The organism is Bradyrhizobium sp. LMTR 3, assembly GCF_001693485.1.
Lineage (GTDB): Bacteria > Pseudomonadota > Alphaproteobacteria > Rhizobiales > Xanthobacteraceae > Bradyrhizobium.
Map to the genome: position 1 here is coordinate 436,411 of NZ_MAXC01000046.1, position 20,473 is coordinate 456,883.

A 20,473-nucleotide genomic window follows, 5' to 3' on the forward strand; every position below is an offset into this window, starting at 1 on the left:
AGGCATCACTTGGTTTGTGTGTACGTCCAAGACGTGCAAGCCATCACGAACAAGCTTCGCTGCTCCCAAACAGCGCCGCGAACCGCTTTTCGCCGGTGCGGGTGAAGTTCACGACGCGGCTGCCGGGCGCAGGATCGCGCGCCGCCCAGTTCAGTTCGGTGAAGCGGTTCATCACCGCTGCTCCCAGCGTGCCGGCGAGATGATGCCGCCGTTCGCTCCAGTCGAGACAGGCCTTGCAGACGGGCCGGCGCGGGTGAGCAAGCATATCTGCGTCGATCTGCAGCGCCTCGGCGATGAAGCGCTTGCCCTCGCCGGTGAGTTCGATCGCCTGTTTGGTTTGTCGGACCAGCTTTTGCTTTCGCATGCTGTCGAGCATCTGCACGCCGAGATCGCCGGCCAGATGATCGTAACAGATCCGGGCGCGGCGCAGCGCCGGCTCCTTCGGCCCGGTGCGCACGCGCGTGTGCCCGGCGCGCTCGGCAAGGCCCGCCAGCCCTTCGAGCACGCCCGCAACATCGGGGCCGGTGAGGCGGTAATAGCGATGACGGCCCTGCTTCTCCGGCTCGATCAGGCCGCCGGTCTCGAGCTTGGAAAGATGCGAACTCGCGGTCTGCGGCGTGATGCCGGCCTGGTGCGCCAGCTCGCTCGCGGTCAGCGCGCGGCCATCCATCAGCGCGGTCAGCATGTTGGCGCGGGCGGGATCGCCGACCAGGGAGGCGACCATGGCGATATCGGGACCTGCTTTCATAGTTCGATGATAGCCGAAGCATCAATGACACGCAAGCGGGTAGTATCGCCTCGAACGTCATTGCCTGCGACAAACGCGAAGCGTTTGCGCAAGGGAGCGCGCGCGATGACTTGTCCGCCGTAGCTTTAGCGAAGGCGGAAGCAATCCATTCCTCCGCTTGCGGCGCTATGGATTGCTTCGCTGCGCTCGCAATGACGGGGAAACACTGGAGAACAACATGACCGTCACCGTTTTCATCCGTTATCAACTCGATCCGTTCAAGCGCGCCTTGTTCGAAGAATATTCCAAAAATTGGCTCACCATTATTCCGAAATGCGGCGGCGACCTGATCGGCTACTGGATGCCGCACGAGGGCACCAACAACATCGCCTTCGCGCTGATCTCGTTCGACAGCCTCGCGTCTTATGAAAGCTACCGGGCCCGGCTGCGGGCAGACAGCGAAGGCAAGGCCAATTTTGATTTCGCCGAGGAGAACAAGTTCATCTTCGCGGAGGAGCGGACGTTTCTGCGCAAGGTCGTGGCGTGAGGTGTCTGGCGGAGCAGATGCAGCGATACTATGTAGCAGGCGCCGACAAACCGAGGGGAGCGATCCATGCTGACATCTGCTGACAAACGCGCCGCATTCAGGAAGTTGCACGAGAGCGGATGCTTCATCATCCCCAATCCGTTTGACGTCGGCAGCGCGAAGGCGTTGCAGCATCTCGGCTTCAAGGCGCTGGCGTCCACCAGCGCTGGCTTTGCCTGGACGCTGGGGAAGGCCGACAACCACGTCACCGTCGACGACGTCTGCGCCCATCTCGCCGCGATCTGCGCGGCGGTCGATATCCCCGTCAACGCCGATTTCGAGGACGGCTTTGCGCACGAGCCGGACAAGGTCGGCGCCAATGTCGCGCGCGCCGTCACGACCGGCGTGGCCGGCCTGTCGATCGAGGATTTCACCGGAGACAACGCAAAGCCGCTGTTTGATCGCGCGTTGGCGGTCGATCGCATCAAGGCGGCGCGCCAGGCGATCGATGCCGACAATAGCGGTGTGCTGCTCACCGGCCGCTGCGAGGCGTTTCTGCGCGGGCAGAAGGATTTGAAGCTCGTGATCGACCGGCTCACCGCCTATGCCGAAGCCGGCGCCGACTGCCTCTATGCGCCCGGCATCGCGACGCCGGAAGAGATTTCGGCAGTCGTGAAAGCGGTGCATCCAAAGCCGGTCAACCTCCTGGTCGGCGCGGCCGGCCCGTCGCTGCAGGCGGCCGCCGATCTCGGCGTCCGCCGCATCAGCGTCGGCGCTTCGCTGGCGCGGATGGCCTGGGCCGGCTTCATGAAGGCGTCAAAGGAGATGGCGGAGAAGGGCACCTTCGGCGAATTCGCCAACGGCTATCCTGGCGGCGAGATCAACAAGATGTTCAGTTAGTCGCACTGCGTCACAAGCCCCTCATGGTGAGGAGCGCGTCTCGAACCATAAGGCCCCGTCTGTGGCCTACATCCTTCGAGACGCCCGCTTTGCGGGCTCCTCAGGATGAGGAGTTTGAGCGGCTGTGACGCGGTAGAACCGGACGGCGCAAAAGAAAAAGCAGCGGGCGTTTAACCCGCTGCTTGCTAGCGTATGTCCACTCTACTGCTGCTTGGAGCGATCGACCTCGGTCCCGGTCGGTTCCTGCGACGGCGGCGTCGGGCGATTGGTCGCGGCGCCGGTGGTCGTGCCAGGATCGGTGTTGGCGCGCGGCGTCACGTCACGCATGCCCGGAGGCGCCGACGGGTTGGCCGGCTGCGTCTGCTGCGCGGTGTTGGTCGACGAGGTACCGGCCTGCTGCACGGTGGTGTTGTTCAGGCCATAGAACAGCGCGCCGAGTACCAGCGCGATGGCAACGGCGAATATCGCGACCTTGGCGCCACTCGGCGGACCTTCGGACAGCGCGGGATCGGGCTGCAGCTCGTTGTCGAGACTGTTGAAGCGGGCCTGACGGCGGACTTCTTCATCGCTCAGGCCGGCGCGGTAAGGATCGTTCGGATCGGGTTGGTGTGCCATGAATGGGTTCCTCCGTAAGCATCCCGAAGTCAAGCGTGAGGATAATGGTTGGCCTGTGCGGATGTTCCGCACCAACGTTGCAACTCCGTAATGTTGGAACCCGTGATTCCATTAAGTTCCTGAGTGAGGTCTTGCGCTGGGCTCTCACGCTGCGTCTGCTGTTGATCTATCGCTGGACAGCTTTCGGACCTCATCCTGAGGAGCCGCGTAAGCGGCGTCTCGAAGGATGAAGGCCCGTCTGTGGTGGTTCGAGACGCGCGTTCCGCGCTCCTCACCATGAGGGGCTGCTATCTCGCCAGCCGCGCGTTCGCGACTTCCGCCGCCGTCACCAGCGGCGCGGCATTGCCCCGGCCATCGCCGGTTCGCCCTTGGGCTGGGCATGACCTTCGCCGGCTGTGAACGCAGTGCACAAAAGCAGTGCCGCGAGAATCGCCCGCATGGTCGTCCCTGCACCGATTGACCTTCCGGAGCGTTGTGGCGCGAAAGTGCACATAGCGGGGGCGTCATGCCATTTCGCGCCGAGGCTTCCGGACGACACAAACCGAAATGCCGCGCCGATTTTCCCGGCACGAAATTGCGAAGTTTGCAGACGCGGCTTTCTTGCCGAGATTTGTGGTGCGCGGCCCGGAAAAACCGACATAGACTGGTTCTAACGAGTTCAGATGCTTAGTTAAAAAAGCGTCGTCACGATCAAGGCTTACCGCCAAAGAGGGCTGCAATGGGAATTAACCAGGGTCCGATCAGTCTCGATCAGAAGTACACGCAAGGGTCTGGCCACATCTTCCTGACCGGCATCCAGGCGCTGGTCCGCCTGCCGATGGCGCAAATCCGCCGCGACCGCGCCGCAGGGCTCAACACCGCTGGCTTCATCTCCGGTTACCGCGGCTCCCCCTTGGGCGGTTACGACCAGCAGCTCTTCGCAGCCCGAAAACATCTCGAACAGTACAACGTCAAGTTCCAGCCCGGCGTGAACGAGGATCTCGCGGCCACCGCGATCTGGGGCTCGCAGCAGCTCAATCTCTCGCCCGGCGCCAAGTACGACGGTGTGGTCGGCATCTGGTACGGCAAAGGCCCCGGCGTCGACCGCTGCGGCGACGTCTTCCGCCACGGCAACACGGCCGGCTCGGCTAAACATGGCGGCGTGCTGTGTCTTGCCGGCGACGATCACGGCGCAAAATCCTCCACCGTCCCGCATCAGTCCGACCACGCCTTCATCTCGGCGCTGATGCCGTACCTCTATCCCTCCAGCATCCATGAAATGATCGAGATGGGCCTTCTGGGTATCGCGATGTCGCGCTACTCCGGCTGCTGGGTCGGCATGAAGGTGATCACGGAGACGGTGGAAACCACCGCCGAGATCGACCTCACCGACGAGATGACGCCGTTCGCGATCCCGACCGATTTCGAGATGCCGCCGGGTGGCCTCAACCTGCGCTGGCCCGACGATCGCTATGCGCAGGACCTGCGCCTGCAGGACTACAAGGGCTATGCCGCGATCGCGTTTGCGCGCGCCAACAAGATCAACCGCATCACGATGGATTCGCCGAATGCCCGCTATGGCATCATGGCATCCGGCAAGAGCTACGAGGACATCCGTCAGGCGCTGCGCGAGCTCGGGATCACCGAGGAGGTCGCCGCCAAGATCGGCTTGCGGCTTTACAAGATCGGCATGCCCTGGCCGCTGGAGCCCGAAGGCGTCCGCAACTTCGCCATCGGCCTCGAGGAAATCTTCATCGTCGAGGAGCGCCGCGAGATCGTCGAGAACCAGGTCAAGCAGGAGCTGTTCAACTGGCGCGACGACGTCCGCCCGCGCATCGTCGGCAAGATGGACGACCACGACAAGCGTTTTCTCACCTTCGCCGCCGAACTTTCCGTCGCTTCGCTCGCAAGCTCGCTGACCGAACGCCTGCTTCGACTTAATCTCAATCCCGAAATCGCCGCGATGCTGCGCGCCAAGGCCGACTGGTTCAACGGCCGGCAGGCGACCCAGATGCAGGCGGTCGCACCCGTCACCCGCACGCCGTATTTCTGCTCGGGCTGCCCGCACAACACCTCGACCAAGGTGCCCGAAGGCAGCCGCGCCTTTGCCGGCATCGGTTGTCACTTCATGGCGCTGTGGATGGACCGCAACACCGAGACCTACACCCATATGGGAGGCGAGGGCGTGCCGTGGGTCGGCGTCGCACCCTTCACCAAGGAAGAGCACGTGTTCGCCAATCTCGGCGACGGCACCTACTTCCACTCCGGCAGCCTCGCGATACGCCAGGCGATCGCCTCGGGCGCCAACATCACCTACAAGATCCTCTATAACGACGCGACCGCGATGACCGGCGGCCAGCATGTCGACGGCGAATTGTCGCCGCAGCAGATCACCTTCCAGCTTCACAGCGAGGGCATCCGCAACATCTATCTGGTCTCGGAAAATCCCGACGCCTATCCCGCGTCCGAGATCGCGCCCGGCGTCAAGACCGCGCATCGCGACGCGCTCCAGGACGTGATGAAGATCTGCCGCACCCTGAAGGGCACGTCGGCGATCGTCTTCGTGCAGACCTGCGCCGCCGAAAAGCGCCGCCGCCGCAAGCGCGGCCTGATGGAAGACCCGGCGCGCCGCGTCATGATCAATCCGGCCGTGTGCGAAGGCTGCGGCGATTGCTCGGTGCAGTCGAACTGCATTTCGGTCGAGCCGCTGGAAACCGAGATGGGCCGCAAGCGCACCATCAACCAGTCGACCTGCAACAAGGATTATTCCTGCCTGAAGGGCTTCTGCCCGTCCTTCGTTACCATCGACGGCGGCAAGCCGCGCCGTCGCGCCCCCGCAAGCCTTGGTGAGATCGGCGATTTGCCGGAGCCTGCCTCATTCCCGTCGCTGGAGCGGCCCTACAATATCGCGGTCGGCGGCGTCGGCGGCACCGGCGTCTTGACCATCGGCGCGCTGCTGGGCATGGCCGCGCATATCGAGGGCAAGGCCAGCATGATCCTCGACATGTCCGGCCTGGCGCAAAAGGGCGGCGCGGTGCTGAGCCACGTCCGGCTTTCCGAACACACCGCCGACGTCACCTGTTCGCGCATCGTCACCGGCACCGCCGATCTCGTGATGGCCGCCGACGAGGTGGTGGCCGCCGCCAAGGACACGATTACGCTCTGCGAAGCCAGCCGCACCGTTGGCGTCATCAATACCCACGTGATCCCGACGGCCGACTTCATCCTCAACCGCGACTTCAATTTCCAGAGCCGCAAGGTCAACCACGTGCTGGAGACCGAGCTGCGCAAGGATTCGTGGTTCTACGATTTCACCAAGCCGGCCGAAGCGCTGCTTGGCGACTCCATTGCCACCAACATCATGATGCTGGGCTATGCCTATCAGAAGGGCTTGCTGCCGCTGTCGGCAAAGGCGATTCTGCAGGCGATCGAGGTCAACGGCGTTTCGATCAAGATGAACACGCAGGCCTTCCAGCTCGGCCGTCTTGCCGCGGCCGATCCGGCGCGGCTCGACACCATGATGAGGGGCCAGGACGAGCCGGTGGTGGCGAAGACGCTGGATGCAATGACGCTGGACGAGATCATCGCCCATCGCAGCGCGCACCTCGCCGATTACCAAAATACCGCGCTCGCCGAGCGCTATCGGGCTCTCGTGAAACGCGTGCGCGATGCGGCGATCGATGGCGGCTATGGCGAAGCGCTGCCGCGCGCAGTTGCGGTCAACTACGCAAAGTTGCTCGCCTACAAGGACGAGTACGAAGTCGCACGGCTGTTCACCGACGGCCGCTTCGAGAAGCAGCTCCGCGACCAGTTCGAAGGCGAGTTCAAGTTCAATTTCAATCTGGCGCCGCCGATCCTCGGCGGCGGCCTCGATGCGCTCGGCCGCCCGAAGAAGCGCGCCTTCGGCGCGTGGATGATGCCGGTGTTCCGGACGCTGGCAAAACTGCGCTTCCTGCGCGGCACGCCGCTCGACATCTTCGGCTACAGCGCCGACCGCAAGCTCGAGCGTGAGCTGATCGCAGGCTATGAGAAGGATGTCGCCACGGTGCTTGGACTGCTGTCGCCGGTCACCCACGACACCGCCGTCGAAATTCTCTCGCTGCCCGACCGCATCCGCGGCTACGGCCCGGTGAAGGAAAAGGCGGTGCAGGACGCGAAAGCGCGCCACGCGCAATTGGCCGCCGACCTCGCCAACCCGCCGCCCGCGCCGCGGCAGTTGGCGGCGGAATAAGTATCGTGTCCCGGACGCGGCGCAGCGCTCTTGCGGTGCGCCGCAGAGCCGGGACCCCATCTCGCCGCATAGGCCCCGGCTCAGCAGCGCACCGCTCTCGCGCTGCGCTGCGTCCGGGGCACGAGAGCCGCGTAGGGTGGGCAAAGGCGCGACGCGCCGTGCCCACCATCCATCAACATTCGTGGTGCTTGCCCAATTGAATCAAAAGCTTGTCTCCAGAGCTTCGATGGGGTGTAGTCGCCACCAGCTTGCCACTGCGTTGACGCATTGCCTGCTTCGCACCAGCAACGGGTTAGCCGATGGACCAGCCTCTCGCCGACATCGGCATCATCTCCGCCTATCGCTTCGCGAGCGACGGCTCCGCGACGAAGCTCGACGTCGCCAGCCTCGATGCGGAACTCGCCGATCCGCACGGCTGGCTGTGGCTGCACTTCAATCTGTCCAACCGCCGCTGCCACGACTGGCTCGCCAGGAGTGCGCCGCTGTCCGATATCGCGCGCGAGACCTTGCTCGATGCCGATGAGCATATCCGCCTCGATATCTTCGACGAGGAGATCGCCGGCGTTTTGCCCGACCTGCATCAGGAGTTCATGCAGGAGGGCGACGATCTCCTGCGGGTGCACTTTGCGATCTCGTCAAAGCTGATGATCACGGCTCGGCGCAAGCCGCTGCGCGCGATCGAGCTGACGCGGCGTGCGCTCGATAGCGGCCGCAAGTTTCCCACCCCGGTGTCACTGTTCGATGCGATCGTCGACCAGTTCGCCGATGTGATCGGGCGGTATTCCGCGAGCCTCGGCGACGAGCTCGACATCGTCGAGAATCATGTACTGCACGATGAGATCGACGATGAGCGGTTGCGGCTCGGCCGCGTGCGCTTGCAGGCGATCCGCACGCGGCGGCAGTTGTCGCAGATCCGTGCGCTGTTTCATCGCATGGAGGCGCGCGAGGACGTCGAATCCGAAACCCTGCTGTCGGCGATGCGCAAGCTTGCGCAGAAGTTCGACGCGCTCGACTACGAGTTCAGCGCGATCTATGAGCGCGCGCGGCTGCTGCAGGACGAGATCGCCGGCCGCATGACGGCGATCACCAACCGCCGCCTGTTCACGCTGTCGGTCCTGACCGCGTGCATGCTGCCTTCGACGCTGGTGACCGGCTTCTTCGGCATGAACACCAAGGACATGCCATTCCAGACCGGCGACGGCGGCACCTGGTACGCGCTTCTGCTGGTGATCGCGGCGGGAGCACTGACCTGGTGGCTGCTCAGGCGAACCAAGGCCCTGTAGGCCGATCCCTCGATGCTGTCCGGGGCACGAGAGCTGCGTAGGGTGGGCAAAGGCGCAAAGCGCCGTGCCCACCATATCACGCTCCGCTCGTGGTAGGGTGGGCACGCGGAGCCTGTCATCGGGCGCGCATTCGCGCGACCCGGTGGCTTTGCCCACCCTACAATTCTCAACGACGCGGCATTAACGACGAGACCATCTGCTCGCTCGATCAACATGAGCAACGACTAGCCTGTCGCTCGCAATCGATGTATAATCATCTGCATGGGTTGGGATGCGAACGACGTAGCACTGCTCAAAAAGCTCTGGGCCGATGGCCACAGCGCCGGTCAGATCGCAAGCCGGCTAGGCCTTAGCCGCAATGCCGTGAGCGCCAAGTTGCAGCGCTTGGGCCAGAAGCGCGGTCGTAAGCCGCCAACGGCGAACCCCAGGATCGTGTCGGTGCCGAAGCGAAAGGTGGCGCAGTTGGCCTGTGCCCGCCCGGCCGACAAGGTGGTGTCCCCGCGCAAGCCGGCGGCAACACAGCCCAAGGAATTCACCAAGCGCCAGCTTTACGCGATGCTGGTTGATGCGGTCAGGAATACCGGCTGACGCTCGCTGATTGCCGTCGACGCCAAAACACGAATTTCACCAGCCGATTCAACGTGATTTGGGTCGTCCAGATCGCGCGGCGAAAATATATCGCTTCTCATTACCCCCAAATCAGCTCCATCTTCGCGCCATCCCGCCTCATCGAAGAGGGGCGTACGCGTCGTCACGATACGTGGAGTGCGGGGAGCGGTGGACGCGAGGGCACTCACGCGCGCGAGGCATTGCAGGGCGGCCTCAAGCTTTGTCTTGGGGCTGTGAGCAATTAATCAGCGCAGGACGAGCGGCGCATTTCGCGTACGGCAAAACCGTGTGGGCCTTATTTTGATACTCAGTGAGCGCTCCTGAACCTATCTGAGCGCGAAAAAGCCCTTCCCGTATAGGCTTTTCGCGAATTATGCTCTCGGAGCACGGCTGATGGGCGCTCCCTGAACCCGCTGTACTGGGGCAGGGCCCCAGCGCGGCACCCGCAAACGCACCGCCTGAGAGCATCCCATGCCCAACATCACCGAGAAGATTTGCCGCGCCGAAGTGAAGCAGCGCCGCAAGATTTACGATGCCGCCTGCGCTGGCCTGTACGTCAGCCTGAGCCCATCAGCGCCGCCGACCTTCTTCCTGAAATACACCTGCCCAATCAGCAAGCGGCGCGCCACGCATCGCCTGGGCGTCTACAGCAAGGGCGAGTGCGATGTAGTCTTCTGGCGCAAGGAAGCGTGGAAGCTGAAGTTCAGGATCGCTAACGGTGAGGATATCGCTCAGACCGCGCGGCAGGTCCGCAGGCTGCAGGCCAAGCAGGCAGGCATCACGGTCGGCGAGATTATGGACAAGCGCATCGCGTGGCTCAGCGAGGAAGTCGAGACGCGCCGCCACACCGAGCACGGCGTCGTGATCAAGAAAGCGCCGCGTATGAAGAGCTGGGAGGAACAGACCCGCCACCTGAACCGCTTTGTCCGCCCGCGCCTCGGTAGGATGATCGCAGGGGATGTTACCAAACACGACATCGCGCAGCTGCAGGCCGATATCCTCGCAGGCAAGCTGATCGCCCACGGCAAGCCGCTGAAGGCATCGGTCTCCAGCGCCCGCCATATGCGCAAGGCGGTCTCGGGCCTCTTCAACTGGGCGGCTGAAGCTGGCCGGGACTATGTCAGCACATCGCCATGCGTGAACTTGCCGCTGCTGCCCATCGAGGAACCGCGCAAGCGCAAGCTGAGCCGCGAGGAGATCGCGATCCTCTGGCATGGGCTGGATCGTCCCGACATCACCGTTGATCGGCGCATCTGCCTTGCGATCAAATTCGCACTGGTGAGCTGCCTCCGCTCGGTCGAGCTGCTGCATATCCATCGCGATGAGCTGGAGGGGCACGATCTCAACAGCCGATCTCCGCAGGTCGATGTCCCCGAGGAGCGGGTGAAGGCGGGACGCGAGATCAGGCAGCCGCTCTCTGATTTGGCGGTCGAGATCGCGCGCGAGGCAATGGGCAATTATCCGTGGATGTTCGTGGGCCGCTTCGGCACCGAGCCGCTGAACAAAAAAGCCATGGCCTGCGCGCTACGCGGCAATAAGGATAGCAAGGGCAAGACGCGCAGCATTGGGCTTTGCGAGCAGCTCGGCATCAGGCCCTTCACGCCGCATGATCTGCGGCGCACGGCGGCGAGCCTGATGGGCAGCATCGGCATCAGCCGAGCGACAATCTCGCTCTGCCTCGACCACACCATCAAGAGCGACGATCACGGCGCGGTCGCGACGGTAACCGGCAGGCATTACGATCAGGACCCTCGTATCGAGGAGAAGCGCGCGGCGCTGCAGCGGCTGGCCGATGAGATCAGGCGCATCGTGAGCGAACCTGCCGAAATCTACCCCGTTGAGGCGGCAATGCGTGTGGCCGCCTGACCTGAGCAGGAAGTTGAGACGACGAAAGGTCTGTTTAGGTTCACGCCTGACAGGCCTTTCGATTTCACAACGGGAGCGGAAATGGCGAAGTTCTGGGGATACTGGAATTTCATCAACCCAAACAAACTCCACCGGGTGGTAGGGTGCATTCCACCGATACGCTAAGATATCGGTCCTCATGTCCGACATGAACCGCGGTAAACCAAATGGCCTCAGTTACATCGGCGGCATCGGAGAAGCTGCGAGAGGAAGCGCTGCGCTATTTGGAATTATTCGCGGCTGCTTTCGACGAGTTGCATGCCGCCATTATAAGGCAGGCTAATACACCCGGTCAGTACATCGGCCCGCACCATGACTATCCTGTCATGTCTAAGCTGGACAGTGGTTTCCCTTCTTTCCACGAGGCTGGATTTTATAAAGACACCTCTCCAAGAGACTACGTAAGTATGTTGCGACCTCGCACTCTCGCCGGGCTTTTAGGAGGATATGCGCGACCTGAAGTGGGCTTCCCAAAAGGCGCTGAACTCGCGTCCTTTCTGCGAAGCCACGATATCGGTGAAAGGCTGGACCTGTCTCGGCCAGTTTACAAAGATATGGTTTCGGACCACTCCATCGACACTTTGGTTGGAGACGCGGTGGAGCGCTACTTACATTTGCATGGGCTCAACGCCCCACTTGACGCTAAACGTCGCGACGCTGTCATTCGGCCTCTGATATTCGGAACCATCTTTCGGAGCCAAAATCTCCGGCTCGTCGTTCCCATTACCATGGCGCACTTTGAGGTAGACCATTTCCGGCTTACAGAGACGACCTACATTGCACGGATGCCAAAAAAACTCCAGCTGGCAAGAGCGCGAATGAGCACGCTGGGCTCGGGCGCGGTGAGGATGGTAGTCGGCGCGGCTACACATGCGTTCGTGTCAAATGGCTGGAACATTGAAGTTGACAACATTGATGAGGTGCGCAGATCACTGAACCAGTCGTCGTCAAACGTATTAGACGCAATCGACAGCTTCTTCGGCGCGCTTAGGGTCGCGACTGGTATTAGCACTGGTTACGCACAAATACTTTGGGTTCCGAGAGGTTGGTCGCTCAGTTACTTCTGCGATCTAACGCCGGTTTATGGCACAGCGCTGCGACGTTATCCGAACGAGTACGATAACTATGGTTGGACAAGCCCTGGGGCGACGGTCACGGCTGAGCATCTCAAAGAAGTGCGCCGGATGTATCGAGCTGTTGTTGGCAGCGAAAGTGAGGGGATACGGCTTGCGCTGAGCCGCCTTAACGGATGTCTCACGCGGACTGATGCAGCTGACGCTATTCTCGACGGGACGATTGGTCTCGAATTGCTTCTTGGTGACGATCAGAGCCAGTCGCTGTCTTACAAACTTCGACTTCGTGCTGCGGCCCTTTCAATGTTGCACGCTGACCCTGCTTATCCAGCGGCTGAGGTCGCCGCCAAAGTCAAGCGCCTATATGCAGCTCGATCAGCCATCGTTCACGGTATGCGGCGGAAGCGCTCCAAAAAGGCGTCCGAGCCTACCGACACAAGCAACGCCAACGAGCGCTTGCTCGCCTCGGACCTGCTTCGCTTCGTGCTCAACGTGCTGCTTACTCACCCAGAATATCAAGTTCCAGCGAAGATCGACGAAGGTCTGCTCCTTAGGGGTGACGAAATGATCGCAGCTCGAAAGGAGCCATCGAGGCGAGCCAACCGTACCCGCAAACCATAATCGGGAGCCGAGAAGTATCCCCAGAATGGTCCCTCACTATCGATGTTCATTGCGCAACATTTCATGGACAGATCATGTAAACCCGAACTTGTGTATCTGACAGGAACGGTCCCGCTTAACTTCGGGGATGTATTCGGCTCGGTCGGCCCCTATGATGGCCCCTTTGATCTCAAGGTCGTCGCTGGTGAACGAGCGTCGCCAACTGGGCCCTTTCCCTTCAACAAGTTGTTCGTTCTGCTCCCAGCGCGGCACCTTGAGCTGGTCTTCCGCCCAGAGGGGATTATCACTATCGTCTCTTTCTCTCGGCCAAATTTTTGCTGAAATGCCTTCAAGGGAAGCTCTGATGTCCTCAGCGCTCATCGGTGCGCACTTCTCGGCTGGCGCAGGTGGCTGCTCGCCTATCAGTTTTGCCAACAGCCCGTCGATCAGGCGTCTTGTCGCAGCGAAGCCATGGTCAGGGCTTTGCCAGTAACGTCCGCGTATCCCGTCAGGGGCGTTGTAGAGCAGATCGCAGGTTTGCGGCGCTACATGGACGACAAAAATGATCTGTCGCCCGTCCTTCTCGCCAGTGCGATAGGGTTCGATGCGACTGCTGATGACCGTCGCGCTTTCGATCACCTGCGCAGCGATCTCTTTAAACAGCAGACCTTTATCAAGATAGGCTCGCCGCTCGGCGGAGAGGCGTGATGTGTCCCATTCCGTACTGCTGGGCGGCCTGATCATTCGCGCTTACCTTTAGCAACCGCCGAACCAAGCAGTCGGATAGTTTAATTATTGACCGATTGCAACCTTAAGGCAAAATGCACCCGCTTTTTGCAGCTATACAGAGGTTAAGTTGGCAAGTCCCAACGAAGGCACGGGCGAGCCCGTTGACGGAAAAATTCATCGCAGCCGAGGATCGACCACGTCGGAGCGGCTTCTCGCCGACCTCGGCGAGCAGGCGTTCCTGAATTTGTGGTCCTATCCGAACTTATTTTACGACAAGAAGCAGAACGGCAAAGGAGACGGCAAGGAACTCTGCGACCTGCTGGTCGTCTGCGGCCAAGACGTTATCATCTTCAGTGACAAGCAAATCAAGTATCAGAGCGACAAGCCCGTTGAGGTGGCATGGCCTCGGTTTTACCGAAAGGCCATCGAGGGTGCCGTCGTGCAGATCAACGGTGCCAACAACTGGATGGCACGCTACCCCGATAAAATCTTCACTAACCCAGCTTGCACTCAGAGGCTTCCCATTGAACTCCCGCCGCTTGAGACCCGGCGCGTGCATGGCGTTGTGGTCGCCACGGGGGCATACGGGGCAATCCAGGAAGCTATGAACGACGATAGCGGCTCGTTCATGATCCAGCCTTCACTTAAGGGACAGGATGCCATTGACTTCTCTCAGGGTGGGTTCATGCCCTTCTGTGTTGGGGATGTGAACCCCGGAAGCATGTTTATCCATGTCTTCGACGATGTCGGCATTAAGCGCGTCCTCGAACACCTGAATACGATTTCAGATTTCACTCGCTACCTTGTCAAACGGGCTGAGTATCTGCGGAGCGACAAATTGTTCCTTGCTCATGGAGAGGAAGAGCTGCTGGCCAGCTACCTCAACACGGGCATCCGGTCCGGTGGCAATTATGATTTCGAGCCGCCGCGAGAAAAAGGGACCGAGAAATTCGTCAGGATGACCGTCCAAGGCGAGTGGTCGGCCTACGTCAGATCGGAAGCCTACTTCGCGAAAACACTGGCGGACGACATATCAAAGGTTTGGGACAGGCTCATCAACCTGTTCACCCAGAACCTGCTGGCAGGCACCAGCGTGACAGTCCTTGGAGCGCAAACGACCGTCGCGACAGCGGAGTACGGGCTTCGGTTCATGGCGATGGAGAGCCGGTTCTCCCGCCGAATACTGGGTCAGGCCGTCCAAGATGCACTTAGAACAGCCATGGATCAGAAGAGAGATCGCTACACTCGCGTCATTTTCCCCGGTGGGGGAAGCGCCGATCCTCGAGTAGCTTACCTCATCATGGTTCTTGCCTACCCGGTAGACCTGGAGGCTCGCGGCGGCCTAAAGCGTGGCTACGAGGAGTACCGCGAAACGAGAGCGGCGACACTTGAGGCCTATTGCCTCGTGATCCTCTATGAGAACCGGCATCTCAACACGGTGGTCGCAATTGGCATGGATGCGCACTCGTCGCAGACTGGCCGCAAGGGTGGCTCGGAAGACATGCTCACCATGCGCATCGACGAGTGGACCGACGAACTGGTCGCCTCAGCAGTGGAAGCGAAGGAGCACTACGACATCCTGCGGGAAGACAGGCTCATTAAGAAAAAACTTTCAAGCGATGAGTTCCCGATACTGGGCGAAACGGTTGAGCGCCGGTGGCCCAAACATAAGTCGTCTCGCCAGCGCTACAAAAAGGAGAAGTGAGGCCCGCGCCAGACATCCGCCGACGCACGGAGCTTTGATAGAAGATTTTTCTTGGGGCAAATTGACAATGTGCAGCCGTTCATTCTGCAGCGCCGCCAGCGCTCGGAAATGCTGCAGCTCTAATTGAGCGATCCGCCCCCCGGCCCCCTAAAGCTTAGCCCCGTGGTGCAGGGCCGCGCTGGATAAGATATTTCGAGGTTGTTGCTACCGCTACAGCGGCGAGCTGCTCAAACGCATCAGCAACCATCTACGGGACAAATTGCTCAGATAGAGCCATACGTGCTCATAGCGCGCGAGACTTCCAGCCGCGATCAGTTCGCGCGGCTGCGCAGCGGTAGCGCAGGCAGATCGATGGTGCTGCCGTGATCGGCGCTCTGCTGCACGCGCAGCTCTGCGTTGGCGACCCGCAGTTCAGCGTTCGCAATTTTCAGCTCGGAAAGTTCGATCTGCATCGGGCGCAGCGCATCTTCGGTAGCTCGCGTTTGGCGATCTGCCAGCTCGGCGACGGTTTCGGCGAGCACTTCAAGCAGGAACCCTCGTTCCTCCGCAATGGCCTCCGCAATTTTCACGTCCCAGTTGATCGGCACAGGCCTGCGTTCTTGCCGTCTGCGCTCTCGCGCGAACCTCGCAAACCTCGCGGTCTGCTCGTCGGCCTCGCGCCGCCAACGCTCGACGCGATCTTCGAGCGGGCGCGCCAACGCTTCAGCGAGCACGTCCTCGGGCGGCAGATCGGGCACAGGCGATGGCTCCTCGTGATCCGCAGCGCCGCGCTGCAGCGTGGCATAGGTCTCGGCGATGATGCGTTTGCGTTCTTCGTCGTTGTATTTGCTCATGGCGTTCACCACGCTGCTCCTGTGATCCACGCGATTGCGCCAGGATGAACCGCCCACGCGCACCAGCCGCGAACCTTCACCGCCAGACTGTCGGTCTGCCAGATCGATCTTGTCGGCGCGGCCACGACCGCAGGCGAGCCAGGGATGCCGATGTCGCTCGGCGCGGCGTCCTCGAAATGCAGGGTTGGCTCTTCGCTGACCTCGATTGAAACGCCGCCGTCATAGCCGGTCACCAGACCGCCAGCCGCGATGGCGATCACTTCACCGGCTGGTATCGACGCTGACGACAGCACCTCGTTGGAAAATTTCGGCGACACCAGGCAGCGCAGCTTGGTGGCAAGGCCCGATGTGGTGATGATGATCATGTCATCGGCGCTGATGCCGTGGCTGGCGATGGCTCCAGCCAGCAGCGCCAGATCGTCAGCGATGCCTGCCGCGCCGCCGGTGCCTGCCGATGGGCTCGCGGCGATCCCGTTGAGCAAACCCGCAGGCGCGGCAGCGGTGGCCGCCGCGTTGCTGAACAACAGCGCATCCATGCTTTGCTCGGCGGATGTTGCCAGCGCGCCGCCGATGATCGTTGACGCGGTGTCGCCGGAAGCAGCTTGCAGCTCGTTGGTCAGCGCCGATCCGATCAGCAATTTTTTCACCGGGCCGACACGCAGCACCGAGGTGATCATATCAACCACCGGCATCGGCTTGCCTTCCTCGACGAACGGCACGACAGGCCTGCCGCTCGCGCCGATGTACGGCACGGCGACCGAGGAGACACCGGCCAGATTGACCGAGCTGGCGGCACCGAGCAGCCGCGCCGAGGCGCTGGACGGCGCGAGCATCGGCAGCACCGTGATGGCCTCCACCTGCGGGTAGCCGCCGCTGGTGGTCGGCGATGTCGCGCCCTTCAGGATGCGCGATGCAGAGGCATCGTCGGGCCACGCCTTCGCCAGTATCGCGTCCGGGCGCTGCCGGTCGCGGGATGCAAGCGCCATCGCTGTTGCGGCGCGGATGAAGCTGCGGCTCTGTGAGCTGAACATTGCGCCGGGATCGGGACGCAGGGGGATCGGGCTGTGCAGGTTCACGGCGATGACCTCCATCCAAAGGATGATGGCACGCCGCGCAGTGTGCGAGGGAAGAGCGCTCTTCAGAAATTTTCAGGCTGTGGACGCATACTCACTGGGGTCGCCTTGCCTCGATAGCGATCAAGATGGAAAGGAAAGGGCTGCCAAACTGGAGGAGGCTCACTTCAACTCGACTTTCGTCATATGTGTGAGCACAGCCGCCACGCCGTCTGCGAAAGCCTGGCATTCCTCATGCGTTCTGTAGCTCGCGCCATATTTGCCGAAAAGGAGGACACTTCTGTCGCGGTCGCCGTGGCTGAAAAAAAACTGCCCAACCACGTTTCCGGTTTCATCTTCGATGGTATCACCGCCACTTGTCTGTCTGCGAAGATCAACTTTCGGCACGATGAAGCGCATTGTCGGTTCTCCCGAAGAGCGAATTTGCTCCCCAGGGCAGGAAAATAAACCAGATCGCCGGGCTCTGCTTGCGGAAAATAACTTTGGCCAGAGGAGAATGGATAGCGAAACTGCCGCGTTTGCTGCTCCGTTCTGATCGTGGCGATCAAGCAAGACAGTCACCGCGCCGAACGCCTGCGCGAGATATCGCGCGCGGCCTCGATCACCGCGCGATAATAGGCCGCGCCGATCTCGTGCCGGTCATCAACAAGCGCTGGGTTGAGCCAACTACACGCGATTAGCAGCTCGATCACATCGATGTCGTATGGGGCGTATGCGATCCCGCCCGCTCTGCGTTTTAACGCACGATATCGACGCTGCTCTTCGCACCTTCGGGCACGCCGTGCAGACGGGCTATTCTTCCGGCGCCGGGCCATTTTGCCCCGCAACTATAGTGGAACCCAGACACCCGACATCCCGGACATACCTATAGGTATATGTCCGGTCTGTCCGGGTTGGGATGTCCCCGGACAGAATGTCCAATGTCCGGGTTTGTCTGGCATGTCTGGGTTCACGCGAGCCATACGGAATTTCCCCATTTTTCAATGAGTTTCAGCTCCAGTAACTTGTTGGCTGCCCGGACAAACGCCTTCTGTTGCGATGTCTGGCTGCCTCCTTCGGAAGCGGTTTTCTTATAGAAATTTGCGCGCCACAGTTCTTCGCGGCATGTCCGGGTCTTTGCCAGCGCGGAAACTGCCGGTGGCGGCTCTTCATAGTTATCAGCGATGGTATCCTGCAGGACGCGAAGGGCCAACGCGGCTTGGCCCGAAACCTTCGCCCTAGACGATGCCGCCATCTCGGAAGACCTGATGACGCAGGAAATGACTGGATCGCCATCCTCATCCGTGCCGACCGTAACCTGCTCGAGGGCGCTCGCGATCTGGTCGCCCTGCGGCCCGTCCTTCATGTATTCAACAAGCGCCACGACATTGCCGAACGCATCGCGGCTGACCGCGATCTGTCCATCGGCTGCACCTGTCAACGAGGTATGACCGCGTGGACGGCCCTTCTCGACGCCGCAGTGATGGATGACGATAACCAGGCAGTTGAAGGTCTCACGGATCAGATCGGCGGCCCTGATGTAAGCCGCCATATCAGAAGGATCGTTCTCGCTGCCAGCCATGCTGCGGTTCAGCGTGTCCAGCACGATAATGCCGGGATGCAGGGTCGGAAATTGACGCTTGATCGAGGCCACGACCGCTTCGCCATCATGCGGCAGCACGATCCTGTCGGTGGAAAGATAGAACGGAATGTCACTGATCGAATGCGCTTTGCGGAACGCCTCGACGCGCGCTTCAAAGCCGAGCTGCCCTTCGAGAGCGAAATAAACTACGGGGCATTGCTTCACCCGACGATCACGATAGCGCCAGCCTGCCGCGATATGGGCGACCATATCGAAGACAAAGAAGCTTTTGCCACACTTTGGCGGTCCCCACACCACGACAAGCCCGACGCTGGGCAGGATGCCCTTGAGCAAATAGCGCGATGTGGTCGAAAGGACGATATCCGAGAATTTTGTGAAGATGATCCGGCTTTGTTGCGAGAGCGGCGCGGCTTCGCCGCTACCTTTGACGCTGTCTGCGCTGCGGAAGACTGTTTCATGATCGGCGTCGTCAAACTGATCCGGCCCATTGATCGCCTCCTCGGGTAGCACCTTGGCGAAGTCCGCATCCTCGTATTCGGCGTGGTTGTGGCGCTGGCCCTCCGCAGGGGGGATCGGCACGCGCACGAAGCCTTCAGGCGGCTCATCAAAATCTGACTTATGCTGTTGTTTGCGGTGCTCGTGGTCGTTCTGATCACGCTTGTAGAAGATGCTGGCGCACTGCTCGTGCAGCGCATGGCTGGCGACAGCTCTGAACGGATCGCGGATCAGGTAGACGCTGCCGATATCGCCGCAGTGCTCGCACGGCTCATCAGTCGGGCCGATGATCTGGAATTTCGCGGCCCTGATCGGCAGCGACCTGAAATTCTCAGGCGGGCCCTCGTCGTCAGGAAATTCGTCGCTCGGATAGAAGGCCATGCTGCCCGTCCTCGTCCCCTTGAGGTTCCGAGATCGGGCGCTTATGATCGACGTTGCTCGCGACGACCGCTTGCCGGTCTCGAAAAAAGGTTCAGGCCCCGGAGACACCTCCGGGGCTTTTTTTTGTTTCCGAACCGGGATCGAACTTCAGCGTGCGTTCTTCGCGCGTGATGCGCTTGACGATGCGGTCCCATTTTCGCTTCGGCACCAGCAAAAACCGACCGTCCCGCTCGACCGGAATGTCGCCTCGCTCTGCGGCGCGGTAGCTTCCGGCACGGCTCCAGCCGATCTGCGCTCCAGCAATATCGACCGAGTAGTAGTGGCGTTCGCGAAGCTCTTGAGGCAGCCGCATCTCACAACCTCTTTGAAATTGGCTGAGATGGACGCGAGCATCCCACTTCGGCAGAGCATTGTACATTTCAGGTTTTTTAAGCTGACCGCTCAGGAAGTGTCAGGGGCGCTCAGGCGCGCTCATCGGCGCGGGGACCTCCCGAATTTTTTTTAATGCAGAGCGAGATCGGTTTTGCTCGGCGCGCTTTCCCGGTAGCCATACGTGCTCACAGGCGCTCAGAAGCGCTCACAGCCTTTAAATTGCTGAGCCGGGGCCTATTCGGGGCCCGATCCGTCCGGCCATAGCTGACATTTTCCCCAAGGCCTTGAAAAGCCGACATTTCTTTTTCCTTGCGGCAAAGCCGTGTGGTCCTGGCACCCGTGGCTGGTGTCAAGCCGGCGGAGGTTTGCGAGACCCGACCGGGTTTCCAAAAACCTTCAATCCGCCGGCGATGGAGGCAAAAGGAATTCGTCTCCAGGGAGAGCACGGCATAAGCCGTAAAGCCATTGCGCAGGGAAGGCCGGTTGTTTCGGCTGATACCTGTATGCTCGTGTGCGTGTTCTTTGCGCACAATTGCACACGAGACCGCGGGTGCAGCCAGCACCCGGTCTTCCCTGCGCCCTCTGATTGGTGAGGGCAGGAAGTTTGCAGCAAACCTCGGGCAAAGCATGTCGCGAGAACGCCGCCTCATATTCAGTTGTCATCCCCGCGAAGGCGGGGATCCAGATGCTATGAGGGGGGTGGCGGCAGGGTCAGCGGCGGCGAGGGTATGGACACCCTCGGGCGCCGTGGTCACGCAAAGGAGCACCCCATGTCGCAACCGTTCGACGTCAGCAGGTCCCTCACCGCCTTTGAGCAGGATAACACACTCGTTGCAGTTATCGAGATGAGCCAGT

General features: G+C 61.1%; 17 protein-coding genes. 8 read left to right on the top strand and 9 right to left on the bottom strand.

All coding sequences use genetic code 11. The annotated features are described in order from the left end of the window. Nucleotides 1–43: 43 nt before the first annotated feature. The gene (locus LMTR3_RS28260) at nt 44–748 is read right to left on the bottom strand and encodes an ArsR/SmtB family transcription factor (protein ID WP_065748209.1); all 705 of its coding nucleotides are present in this window, start codon (nt 746–748) and stop codon (nt 44–46) included. A gap of 217 nt (nt 749–965) precedes the next feature. Between LMTR3_RS28260 and LMTR3_RS28265 the strand changes: the two genes are divergently transcribed. Together LMTR3_RS28265 and LMTR3_RS28270 are read left to right on the top strand one after the other, a co-directional pair. Then, a complete protein-coding gene (locus LMTR3_RS28265; RefSeq protein ID WP_065748210.1) occupies nt 966–1,274 on the top strand; it encodes an NIPSNAP family protein in 309 nt (102 codons plus the stop codon). 66 nt (nt 1,275–1,340) lie between these two features. Continuing rightward, a complete protein-coding gene (locus tag LMTR3_RS28270; RefSeq protein WP_065748211.1) occupies nt 1,341–2,153 on the top strand; it encodes an isocitrate lyase/PEP mutase family protein in 813 nt (270 codons plus the stop codon). A 201-nt stretch (nt 2,154–2,354) separates the two neighbouring features. On the opposite strand, the gene LMTR3_RS28275 is transcribed toward LMTR3_RS28270, so the two are convergent. Next, nucleotides 2,355–2,768 (bottom strand): hypothetical protein, encoded by a 414-nt coding sequence (locus LMTR3_RS28275; RefSeq protein WP_065748212.1) that lies wholly within the window; start codon nt 2,766–2,768, stop codon nt 2,355–2,357. A 718-nt stretch (nt 2,769–3,486) separates the two neighbouring features. Here LMTR3_RS28275 and LMTR3_RS28280 point away from each other — a divergent pair. From LMTR3_RS28280 to LMTR3_RS28300, 5 genes are all read left to right on the top strand, one after another. After that, entirely contained in the window at nt 3,487–6,978 is a 3,492-nt protein-coding gene (locus tag LMTR3_RS28280) for an indolepyruvate ferredoxin oxidoreductase family protein (protein WP_065748213.1), read from the top strand. A 299-nt stretch (nt 6,979–7,277) separates the two neighbouring features. After that, nucleotides 7,278–8,261: a CorA family divalent cation transporter gene (locus LMTR3_RS28285; protein ID WP_065748214.1), complete on the top strand. Its 984-nt coding sequence runs from the start codon at nt 7,278–7,280 to the stop codon at nt 8,259–8,261. 261 nt (nt 8,262–8,522) lie between these two features. Then, nucleotides 8,523–8,849: a GcrA family cell cycle regulator gene (locus LMTR3_RS28290; RefSeq protein WP_065748215.1), complete on the top strand. Its 327-nt coding sequence runs from the start codon at nt 8,523–8,525 to the stop codon at nt 8,847–8,849. Nucleotides 8,850–9,341: 492 nt separating this feature from the next. Then, nucleotides 9,342–10,736 carry a tyrosine-type recombinase/integrase gene (locus LMTR3_RS28295; protein WP_065748216.1) on the top strand — a complete coding sequence of 465 codons (1,395 nt, stop codon included), beginning with the start codon at nt 9,342–9,344 and terminating at the stop codon, nt 10,734–10,736. A gap of 206 nt (nt 10,737–10,942) precedes the next feature. Further along, a complete protein-coding gene (locus LMTR3_RS28300) occupies nt 10,943–12,469 on the top strand; it encodes a HEPN domain-containing protein (protein ID WP_065748217.1) in 1,527 nt (508 codons plus the stop codon). Nucleotides 12,470–12,541: 72 nt separating this feature from the next. On the opposite strand, the gene LMTR3_RS28305 is transcribed toward LMTR3_RS28300, so the two are convergent. After that, entirely contained in the window at nt 12,542–13,192 is a 651-nt protein-coding gene (locus tag LMTR3_RS28305; RefSeq protein WP_065748218.1) for a hypothetical protein, read from the bottom strand. Between the two features lie 112 nt (nt 13,193–13,304). Here LMTR3_RS28305 and LMTR3_RS28310 point away from each other — a divergent pair, with 112 nt between their 5' ends. Further along, nucleotides 13,305–14,882: a hypothetical protein gene (locus tag LMTR3_RS28310; RefSeq protein WP_065748219.1), complete on the top strand. Its 1,578-nt coding sequence runs from the start codon at nt 13,305–13,307 to the stop codon at nt 14,880–14,882. A 311-nt stretch (nt 14,883–15,193) separates the two neighbouring features. Here LMTR3_RS28310 and LMTR3_RS28315 read toward each other — a convergent pair whose 3' ends face one another. The 6 genes from LMTR3_RS28315 to LMTR3_RS38025 all read right to left on the bottom strand — a co-directional run bounded on the left by LMTR3_RS28315 (nt 15,194) and on the right by LMTR3_RS38025 (nt 19,664). After that, nucleotides 15,194–15,727 (bottom strand): hypothetical protein, encoded by a 534-nt coding sequence (locus LMTR3_RS28315; RefSeq protein ID WP_065748220.1) that lies wholly within the window; start codon nt 15,725–15,727, stop codon nt 15,194–15,196. Continuing rightward, entirely contained in the window at nt 15,721–16,791 is a 1,071-nt protein-coding gene (locus LMTR3_RS28320; protein ID WP_141686843.1) for a hypothetical protein, read from the bottom strand. The genes LMTR3_RS28315 and LMTR3_RS28320 overlap by 7 nt, the downstream gene beginning before the upstream one ends. 159 nt (nt 16,792–16,950) lie before the next feature. Continuing rightward, nucleotides 16,951–17,187: a hypothetical protein gene (locus LMTR3_RS28325; protein ID WP_065748222.1), complete on the bottom strand. Its 237-nt coding sequence runs from the start codon at nt 17,185–17,187 to the stop codon at nt 16,951–16,953. A 158-nt stretch (nt 17,188–17,345) separates the two neighbouring features. Then, the gene (locus LMTR3_RS39885) at nt 17,346–17,480 is read right to left on the bottom strand and encodes a hypothetical protein (protein ID WP_283809329.1); all 135 of its coding nucleotides are present in this window, start codon (nt 17,478–17,480) and stop codon (nt 17,346–17,348) included. 257 nt (nt 17,481–17,737) lie between these two features. Further along, nucleotides 17,738–18,955 carry an AAA family ATPase gene (locus tag LMTR3_RS28330; RefSeq protein ID WP_176722008.1) on the bottom strand — a complete coding sequence of 406 codons (1,218 nt, stop codon included), beginning with the start codon at nt 18,953–18,955 and terminating at the stop codon, nt 17,738–17,740. A gap of 382 nt (nt 18,956–19,337) precedes the next feature. After that, the gene (locus LMTR3_RS38025; RefSeq protein ID WP_141686844.1) at nt 19,338–19,664 is read right to left on the bottom strand and encodes a hypothetical protein; all 327 of its coding nucleotides are present in this window, start codon (nt 19,662–19,664) and stop codon (nt 19,338–19,340) included. Between the last annotated feature and the right edge of the window lie 809 nt (nt 19,665–20,473).

What these genes read in the sequence shown, in the direction of transcription:
- LMTR3_RS38025 (WP_141686844.1), bottom strand. Translation starts at nt 19,664, where the DNA reads ATGTACAATGCTCTGCCGAAGTGGGATGCTCGCGTCCATCTCAGCCAA.
- LMTR3_RS28275 (WP_065748212.1), bottom strand. Translation starts at nt 2,768, where the DNA reads ATGGCACACCAACCCGATCCGAACGATCCTTACCGCGCCGGCCTGAGC.
- LMTR3_RS28285 (WP_065748214.1), top strand. Translation starts at nt 7,278, where the DNA reads ATGGACCAGCCTCTCGCCGACATCGGCATCATCTCCGCCTATCGCTTC.
- LMTR3_RS28325 (WP_065748222.1), bottom strand. Translation starts at nt 17,187, where the DNA reads ATGCGCTTCATCGTGCCGAAAGTTGATCTTCGCAGACAGACAAGTGGC.
- LMTR3_RS28265 (WP_065748210.1), top strand. Translation starts at nt 966, where the DNA reads ATGACCGTCACCGTTTTCATCCGTTATCAACTCGATCCGTTCAAGCGC.
- LMTR3_RS28280 (WP_065748213.1), top strand. Translation starts at nt 3,487, where the DNA reads ATGGGAATTAACCAGGGTCCGATCAGTCTCGATCAGAAGTACACGCAA.
- LMTR3_RS28295 (WP_065748216.1), top strand. Translation starts at nt 9,342, where the DNA reads ATGCCCAACATCACCGAGAAGATTTGCCGCGCCGAAGTGAAGCAGCGC.
- LMTR3_RS28305 (WP_065748218.1), bottom strand. Translation starts at nt 13,192, where the DNA reads ATGATCAGGCCGCCCAGCAGTACGGAATGGGACACATCACGCCTCTCC.
- LMTR3_RS28270 (WP_065748211.1), top strand. Translation starts at nt 1,341, where the DNA reads ATGCTGACATCTGCTGACAAACGCGCCGCATTCAGGAAGTTGCACGAG.
- LMTR3_RS28260 (WP_065748209.1), bottom strand. Translation starts at nt 748, where the DNA reads ATGAAAGCAGGTCCCGATATCGCCATGGTCGCCTCCCTGGTCGGCGAT.
- LMTR3_RS28300 (WP_065748217.1), top strand. Translation starts at nt 10,943, where the DNA reads ATGGCCTCAGTTACATCGGCGGCATCGGAGAAGCTGCGAGAGGAAGCG.
- LMTR3_RS28290 (WP_065748215.1), top strand. Translation starts at nt 8,523, where the DNA reads ATGGGTTGGGATGCGAACGACGTAGCACTGCTCAAAAAGCTCTGGGCC.